A 7132-nucleotide genomic window follows, 5' to 3' on the forward strand; every position below is an offset into this window, starting at 1 on the left:
CGAAGCGGGCGATGCGCCGCTTCTTGGTTTCGGGCGCCGTGGCGGGGACGAAGACCACGGGGCGGATGCCGATGAGGGACGCCGCCAGCGCCACCCCCTGCCCATGGTTCCCGGCCGAGGCGGTGACCAGCCCGCGCGCGCGCTGCCCGGGCGGAAGCGAGGCGATTGCGTTGTACGCACCGCGGAGCTTGAACGATCCCGTCCGCTGCAGGTTCTCGAGCTTCAGGTGAACGTCCATCCCCGCAATTCCGGACAGCCACGCCGACCGTTCCAGCGGCGTGCGGCGCACGAACCCGCGGATCCGCGCCGCGGCGGCAAACACGTCGGCGGCGGAGGGGAACGGGAACACGGCGCCGGGATCCAACGCGCTGGCCGAATCGGCGGAATGGAACGTGCGCGGGCGCGCGCCCCTGTTCACGGCAGCCGGAACTCGGTCGATCGCTCCACCGGGTGGCTGGTGGAGGTCAGCGTCGCCACCGCCGTCAGCGAACCGCTGGTGCCGCGGGGCGGCGTCCAGCTTTCCGACCAGGTGCGCGTCTCCCCCGCGCCCAGAGTCTCGGTGCGCAGCGCCTGCATGAAGCTGCGGTCGGCGGACCACGTCCACAGGGTCGTTCCGCCGCTGCGCACCGCGAAGTCGTACGATTGGCCTGAGCTGAACGACAGCGTCACCGGCGTGGTGCCCGCGTTGGTCACCTGCAGGGTCAGCCGCACGCTGTCGGCGCCGGGCTGCACGCTCAGCGAGGCGATCAGGGGCGACGCGGCATCGCCCGCGCCGGCCCGCGGCGCGGGACCCCCGGCGGGCGGGGTGCAGGCGGCCAGCGCCAGGGCAACGGCGATCAGCAGGATGGCGGGCATGAGTATGCGAGACTGTGAAGGCGCGGACGGCGCGGCGGGTGCCGGGAGAACGTGCCCGGCGGCCCGCTCCTGACGGCAAATTAGACGCCACCGGACAGGGGCGTCAAGCAACTGTTTCAAGCCGCCGGGCAGCCCTTGGGAAAAATTTCACAAGCCTGCCGTTTCGAGCTTGCGAAAAATTTCACAAGCTCCTATATTGGGCCCCGACGACACCCCCCGGGAGCAGCCGAAAGGGCCTGGATGCCAGCGAATCCGCGGGATGGAAAGGGTCCAGGGGCAGGCGACCTGGCAGGTGTGGGACTGGGGTTCGCCGCGTCGGTCGCGCTCTTCCTGTTCCTGGGGATGTGGGCCGACCGCCGGCTGGGCACCTCGCCCTGGCTGCTGATCCTGGGCGCGTTCATCGGCGGTACGGCGGGCTTCTGGTCCATGTACCGGCGGCTGGTGGTGGCGCCGAAGCAGGATGACCGGGAAACGATGGATCGCAAGTGACCAGGCTGGGACTTCGCTACTCCGCCATCGCCTTCGCGCTCGCCGCCCTCGTGGCGGTGGCCGGCGTGCTGATGGCCCCCGCGTACCGCGACGGGGTGCTGGCCGGTGCCGGCATGGCGCTGCTGGTGCAGGTGGCGGTGTTCTGGGCCTTTTTCGTCTGGCTGTACCCGGGCCGTGCCTGGCACGGATACGGGCTGGGGCTGCTGGTGCGGCTGGTGATGTTCGCCCTCGCGGCGTTCGTGATCGTGCCCGCCGCCGGGCTGCCGTTCGCGGCGACGCTGTTCTCGCTCGTTGGCGTATTCTGGCTGACGACGATCATGGAGCCGCTGTTCCTGAAGACTCGCACGTCGAACCCGACGCAAGGATGAAGCTCAACGCCGCCCTGCTCGCGCTGCTCTTCGCCGCCGCACCCGCGGTGGCGCAGGACACCCATGGCACCGTCGAGGGCCCGCAGCACCTGCCCTCCGCCGCGCCGCCGGCCACGCACGGGGCCATCCAGGAAGCCACCACCGGCGAGCACGGCCCCGCCGCCGCCGAGGGTGAGCACGGTGCCGCCACAGCCGAGGGGCACGGCGAGTTCGATCCCATGCACCACGTGCAGGACGGGCGCACGCTGGACTTTCAGCCCTTCGGCGAGATTCACCTGCCCGCCGCGCACAGCTGGCAGGTGGGCCCGGTAGACATGACGCCCACGCGCCACGTGGTGTTCATGGCCCTGGCCGGCCTGATCATGCTGGCCGTGTTCATCCCCGCCGGCCGCGCCGCCAAGCGCCGCCAGGCGGGGCAGGGGCACGCCAGGAAGCGGCACAACGCCATCGAAGCGGCGGCGCTGTTCATCCGCCAGGAAGTGGTGATGCCCAACATCGGGCACGGGGGCGAGAAGTTCGCGGGGTTCCTGATCACCCTGTTCTTCTTCATCCTGTTCTGCAACCTGCTGGGGCTGATGCCCTTCGGCTCGACGGCGACGGGCAACTTCGCCGTCACCATCGGCCTGGCGCTGATCACCTTCGTGGTCGTGGAAGTGACGGGCATGGTCACGCTGGGCCCCAAGGGCTACCTGCAGACCATCGTCTTCATTCCGCACGGGCTGCCCAAGGCGCTGGTGCCGGTGATGGCGGCCATCATGACGCCGGTGGAGCTGCTGGGGAAGTTCGCCAAGCCGTTCGCGCTGTCGGTGCGTCTGATGGCCAACATGATGGCCGGCCACATCGTGCTGCTGTCGCTGTTCAGCGTGGCGCTGATGTTCGGCGGCGCGCTGATGGCCGGGCCCTTCGTGATGGCCGCGGCGCTGATGTTCCTGGAGCTGTTCGTGGCGTTCCTGCAGGCCTACGTGTTCGTGGTGCTGAGCAGCGTGTTCATCGGCCTGATGCGCCACGCGCACTGACGCGTCGAAGGAGGGTCTGCGGAGGCACCTGAAGCCTTCGCCGGCGGGGAAGGGCTCGACCCCCGTCGTACAGTACCCGGGACCAGGGGCAGCCCGGGGAGGCGCCGACCAGGCGCCGCGGCACCGCCGCCGAGCAGAGGCCCAGAACCGACTGATTCTCACACGTTACGGAGATACTGACATGCAGGCTGAAATCGGATCGCTCGCGAATGGCCTGATGGGCGCCGGCCTGGGTGCCGGCCTCGCCATCATCGGCGCCGGCCTGGGCATCGGCCTCATCGGCCGCGGCGCCACCGAGGGCATGGCCCGCCAGCCGGAGATCGCCGGCAACATCCAGACGGCCGGCATCATCCTGGCGGCGCTGATCGAGGGCGCCACCTTCTTCGCGCTGATCGTCTGCCTGCTGATCAACAACACGGTCGGCGGCGCGCTGGGCTGAGGCAGGAACGCTCGTGTGGAGGGGAGGCCCGGCCTCCCCTCCCGCCTTTGCATTTGGACTGACTGAAACGCTCGCAGACGCCATGACTCTCAAGCCGTGGGCCCTCGCCGGCCTTGCACTGCTCCAGGCCACGCCGCTGTACGCCGCCGAAGAAGGCGGCGGGCCGCTGGCCATCAATACCGCGCTGATCATCTGGACCTTCCTGATCTTCGGGATCGTCCTGGTCGTGCTGTCGCGCACCGCGTGGCCCGCCATCCTGGGTGCGGTGGAGCAGCGCGAGACCCACATCCGCGAGCTGCTGGAAGGCGCCGAGCGCGACCGCGCCGCCGCCGCCGCCGCCGCCGAGGAGAACCGGCGTCTGCTGGAGGAAACGCGCGCCAAGGCCCACGAGGCCATCAACGAGGCCCGCCTGCAGGGCGAGGCCATGCGCGCCGAGGTGCTGGCCACCTCACGCCGCGAGCAGCAGGAGATGATGGAGCGCGCCCGCCGCGACATCGCCGCCGAGCGCGAGGGCGCGCTGGAGTCGGTGCGCCGCGAGGCCGTGGACCTGGCCATCCGCGCCGCCGAAAAGCTGGTGCGCCGCTCGCTGGACGCCGAAGACAACCGCCGCCTGGTGCGCGAGTACCTGGCCGGCGTGGGCGCCCGCGCGGAGGCCTGAGCCGTGCGCTCCGAGCTGATCGCCCGCAACTACGCCGAAACGCTGCTGGACCTGGCCGACCGCAACGGCGGCCCGGCCGCCATGGACCAGTTCGCGGCGGCGCTCGACGAGGTGGCCGGGCTGGTGCAGTCGGACCCGCGCGTGCGCCAGTTCCTGGAAACGCCCCGCGTGCCGGCCGCCGAAAAGAAGAAGGCGCTGCGCGCCGCGCTGGCGGGCCGCGCCCCCGAGCTCTTCCTGCGCTTCGTGAGCGTGCTGGTCGACAAGCGCCGCCAGACGCTGCTGCCGGAGATCGCCGAGGCCTTCCGCGGCCTGGTGGACGAGCGCATGGGCCGGGTGCGGGTGCAGGTGGCCATCAGCCACCTTCCCGACGAGGCCCTGCAGGCCGAGATCGGCAACGCGCTCGCGCTTCGCCTGGGCCGCGCGGTGATCCCCACCTTCACGGTGGAGCCCGACCTGCTGGGCGGCATGGTGGTGCAGGTGGGCGACGAGATCCTGGACGGCTCGGTGCGGTCCAGTGCCGCGCGGCTGCGCCGCGCGATGATGGCGGCCCAGCTGCCGCCCAGCGCGGCGCCGGCCGCCCTCTGACGGGCGCCCCCGCGGGCGAACGGACGGGCGGGTTCGGGTTACAGGACGCAACGAGAAACGACTGAAGGACTTAACGGCCGCTCCGGCTTTGCGCCGGACCGCTCAACGAGGATAGCAACGATGGCGACGGTCGAATCCCAGCTTCGCGCAAGCGAGATCAAGAACGTGCTGCTCGGCGAGATCGAGCAGTACGAGGACGCGCTCCAGGCGGAGCAGGTAGGCTCGGTGCTCGAGGTGAAGGACGGCATCGCGCGCGTCTACGGCCTGATGGGCACCATGGCCAGCGAGATGCTCGAGATCACCAGCTCGGAAACGGGTGAATCGGTGACCGCGCTGGCGCTGAACCTGGAAGAAGACAACATCGGCGCGGTGATCCTGGGCGACTGGACGCAGCTTCACGAGGGCGACCAGGCACGCCGTACGGGCCGCGTGCTCGACATCCCCGTGGGCCCCGAGTTCCTGGGCCGCGTGGTGAACCCGCTGGGCGAGCCCATCGACGGCAAGGGCCCCATCAAGGGCGTCACCCGCCGCCAGGTCGACATCGTGGCTCCCGGCATCGTGCTGCGGAAGCCGGTGGGCGAGCCCATGCAGACGGGCGTCAAGGCCATCGACGCGCTGATCCCCATCGGGCGCGGCCAGCGCGAGCTGATCATCGGCGACCGCGGCACGGGCAAGACGGCCATCGCCATCGACACCATCATCAACCAGAAGGGCCAGGGCGTCGTCTGCGTGTACGTCGCCATCGGCCAGAAGGCCTCGACGGTGGCGGGCGTGGTCAGCCGCCTGAGCAACGCGGGCGCCATGGACTACACCATCGTGGTGGCGGCCACCGCGTCGGACCCGGCCCCCATGCAGTACATCGCGCCGTACGCGGGCACCGCGCTGGCCGAGTACTTCATGTACACCAAGAACGAAGAGGGCAAGGGCATGCCCACCCTCTGCGTGTACGACGACCTCTCCAAGCAGGCCGTGGCGTACCGGCAGATGTCGCTGGTGCTGCGCCGTCCCCCCGGCCGCGAGGCGTACCCGGGCGACGTGTTCTACCTGCACAGCCGCCTGCTGGAGCGCGCGGCCAAGCTGAGCGACGCCGAGGGCGGCGGCTCGCTGACCGCGCTGCCGATCATCGAGACGCAGGCCGGTGACGTGTCGGCGTACATTCCGACCAACGTGATCTCGATCACGGACGGCCAGATTTTCCTGGAAAGCAACCTGTTCTACTCGGGCGTGCGCCCGGCGGTGAACGTGGGCATCTCGGTGTCGCGCGTGGGCGGCGCGGCGCAGATCAAGGCCATGAAGAAGGTGGCCGGCAAGCTCAAGGGCGAGCTGGCGCAGTACCGCGAGCTGGAGGCGTTCGCCGCCTTCGGATCCGAGCTCGACGCGGTGACGCAGCGCCAGCTGGCGCGCGGCGCCCGCTCGGTCGAGGTGCTCAAGCAGGGGCAGTACCAGCCGATGCCGGTGGAGAACCAGGTTGCCATCATCTACGCGCTGACCAACGGCTACCTCGACAACGTCGACCTGCCGCAGGTGAAGGCGTGGGAGCGCGACTTCCACGTGTACCTGCGCACGCAGCACCCGCAGATCCTGGACGGCATCCGCACGGCGCGCGAGCTGACGGCGGACGGCGAGACGGCGCTGAAGGCCGCGCTGGAGCGCTACGCCGAGCTGTTCGCCGACCCGCACTCGCCGGTGGGCACCGACAACTACGCCGACAGCGCCATCCTCACGGAAACGGACGCCGACCGGCACATGTCGGAAGAGCAGCTGCGCATGGCGTCGCGCCCCGAGGCGAACGCCGCGTCCGCCCGGCAGAGCTACTGACGGTGCGAAAGTGCGAAGGTGCGAAAGTGCGAGAGTAACCGCGCACTTTCGCACTCTCGCACTCTCGCACTCTCGCACTTGACCTAGACGAAAATGGCCAAGGCCAGAGAACTGAAGGGCCGGATCCGCTCGGTCCAGAACACGCGCAAGATCACGCGGACGATGGAGATGGTTTCCACGTCCAAGCTGAAGCGCGCGCAGGACCGCGTCGAGGCGGCGCGGCCCTACGCCGAGCGCTTGGCGGGGGTCATCGGCCGGCTGCTGACGCCCGAGCTGGCGGCCCGCTACCCGCTGCTGCGCCAGCCGGAGCGGGTGCGGCGCGCGGCCGTGCTGCTGCTGACCAGCAACCGCGGCCTGGCGGGCGCCTTCAACGCCAACCTGATCCGCGAAACCCGCGGCCTGCTGGCGCGCCTTCGCTCCGAGGGCGCCGAGGTGGAGCTTCACGCGGCGGGGAAGAAGGGCATCGGCTTCTTCCGCTATCAGGGCGAAACCCTGCGGACCGCGGCGTCGGACATCAGCGACCGCCCGGGCGCCGCGGATGCGCAGCGGCTGGTGGACGGGCTGATGGAGCAGTTCATCGCCGGCGAGCTGGACGCGGTGTACGTGGTGTACGCCAAGTTCAACTCGGCGCTCAGCACGCCGCCCACCACCATGCAGCTGCTGCCGGTGGCGCCGCCGGAGGGCGGGCAGGGCGGCGACGCCGACTACATCCTGGAGCCCTCGGGCGACGAGATCCTGGGCCGCATCCTGCCGCTGTACGTGCGCAACAGCGTGTACCGCGCGCTGGTGGAAACCATCGCCGGCTTTTACGGCGCCCAGCGCACGGCGATGAAGAACGCGACCGACAACGCGGGCGACATGCTCGAGGGCCTTACGCGCACGTACAACCGGGTGCGGCAGGCGG

10 protein-coding genes are annotated in these 7132 nt (G+C 70.3%); 8 read left to right on the forward strand and 2 right to left on the reverse strand.

What is annotated here, in order from left to right:
- Both VIB55_RS16005 and VIB55_RS16010 read right to left on the reverse strand, forming a co-directional pair.
- On the reverse strand, positions 1–349 hold a 349-nt coding region (locus tag VIB55_RS16005; protein ID WP_331877664.1), incomplete at its 3' end, for a pyridoxal-phosphate dependent enzyme.
- 65 nt (positions 350–414) lie between these two features.
- Entirely contained in the window at positions 415–855 is a 441-nt protein-coding gene (locus VIB55_RS16010; protein WP_331877665.1) for a BsuPI-related putative proteinase inhibitor, read from the reverse strand.
- A gap of 240 nt (positions 856–1095) precedes the next feature.
- Between VIB55_RS16010 and VIB55_RS16015 the strand changes: the two genes are divergently transcribed.
- The 8 genes from VIB55_RS16015 to atpG form a co-directional block, all read left to right on the forward strand.
- Positions 1096–1344 (forward strand): AtpZ/AtpI family protein, encoded by a 249-nt coding sequence (locus VIB55_RS16015; protein WP_331877666.1) that lies wholly within the window; start codon positions 1096–1098, stop codon positions 1342–1344.
- Positions 1341–1712, forward strand: coding sequence for a hypothetical protein (locus tag VIB55_RS16020; RefSeq protein ID WP_331877667.1), 372 nt, complete (start codon positions 1341–1343; stop codon positions 1710–1712). Before VIB55_RS16015 ends, VIB55_RS16020 begins: the two co-directional genes overlap by 4 nt.
- The gene (atpB, locus tag VIB55_RS16025; RefSeq protein ID WP_331877668.1) at positions 1709–2728 is read left to right on the forward strand and encodes a F0F1 ATP synthase subunit A; all 1020 of its coding nucleotides are present in this window, start codon (positions 1709–1711) and stop codon (positions 2726–2728) included. The genes VIB55_RS16020 and atpB overlap by 4 nt, the downstream gene beginning before the upstream one ends.
- Before the next feature lie 181 nt (positions 2729–2909).
- Positions 2910–3167 (forward strand): ATP synthase F0 subunit C, encoded by a 258-nt coding sequence (locus VIB55_RS16030; protein ID WP_331877669.1) that lies wholly within the window; start codon positions 2910–2912, stop codon positions 3165–3167.
- A gap of 82 nt (positions 3168–3249) precedes the next feature.
- Positions 3250–3825 (forward strand): F0F1 ATP synthase subunit B, encoded by a 576-nt coding sequence (gene atpF / locus VIB55_RS16035; protein WP_331877670.1) that lies wholly within the window; start codon positions 3250–3252, stop codon positions 3823–3825.
- 3 nt (positions 3826–3828) lie between these two features.
- Positions 3829–4410, forward strand: a complete 582-nt coding sequence (atpH, locus tag VIB55_RS16040; protein WP_331877671.1) for an ATP synthase F1 subunit delta — start codon at positions 3829–3831, stop codon at positions 4408–4410.
- Between the two features lie 120 nt (positions 4411–4530).
- The gene (gene atpA / locus VIB55_RS16045) at positions 4531–6228 is read left to right on the forward strand and encodes a F0F1 ATP synthase subunit alpha (protein ID WP_331877672.1); all 1698 of its coding nucleotides are present in this window, start codon (positions 4531–4533) and stop codon (positions 6226–6228) included.
- A gap of 93 nt (positions 6229–6321) precedes the next feature.
- A partial coding sequence (gene atpG, locus VIB55_RS16050) for an ATP synthase F1 subunit gamma (protein WP_331877673.1) occupies positions 6322–7132 on the forward strand: 811 nt, incomplete at its 3' end.

Origin of the sequence: Longimicrobium sp., from assembly GCF_036554565.1 — a bacterium.
Taxonomy (GTDB): Bacteria; Gemmatimonadota; Gemmatimonadetes; order Longimicrobiales; family Longimicrobiaceae; genus Longimicrobium.

What these genes read in the sequence shown, in the direction of transcription:
- VIB55_RS16015 (WP_331877666.1), top strand. Translation starts at nt 1,096, where the DNA reads ATGCCAGCGAATCCGCGGGATGGAAAGGGTCCAGGGGCAGGCGACCTG.
- atpF (WP_331877670.1), top strand. Translation starts at nt 3,250, where the DNA reads ATGACTCTCAAGCCGTGGGCCCTCGCCGGCCTTGCACTGCTCCAGGCC.
- atpA (WP_331877672.1), top strand. Translation starts at nt 4,531, where the DNA reads ATGGCGACGGTCGAATCCCAGCTTCGCGCAAGCGAGATCAAGAACGTG.
- atpB (WP_331877668.1), top strand. Translation starts at nt 1,709, where the DNA reads ATGAAGCTCAACGCCGCCCTGCTCGCGCTGCTCTTCGCCGCCGCACCC.
- VIB55_RS16010 (WP_331877665.1), bottom strand. Translation starts at nt 855, where the DNA reads ATGCCCGCCATCCTGCTGATCGCCGTTGCCCTGGCGCTGGCCGCCTGC.
- VIB55_RS16030 (WP_331877669.1), top strand. Translation starts at nt 2,910, where the DNA reads ATGCAGGCTGAAATCGGATCGCTCGCGAATGGCCTGATGGGCGCCGGC.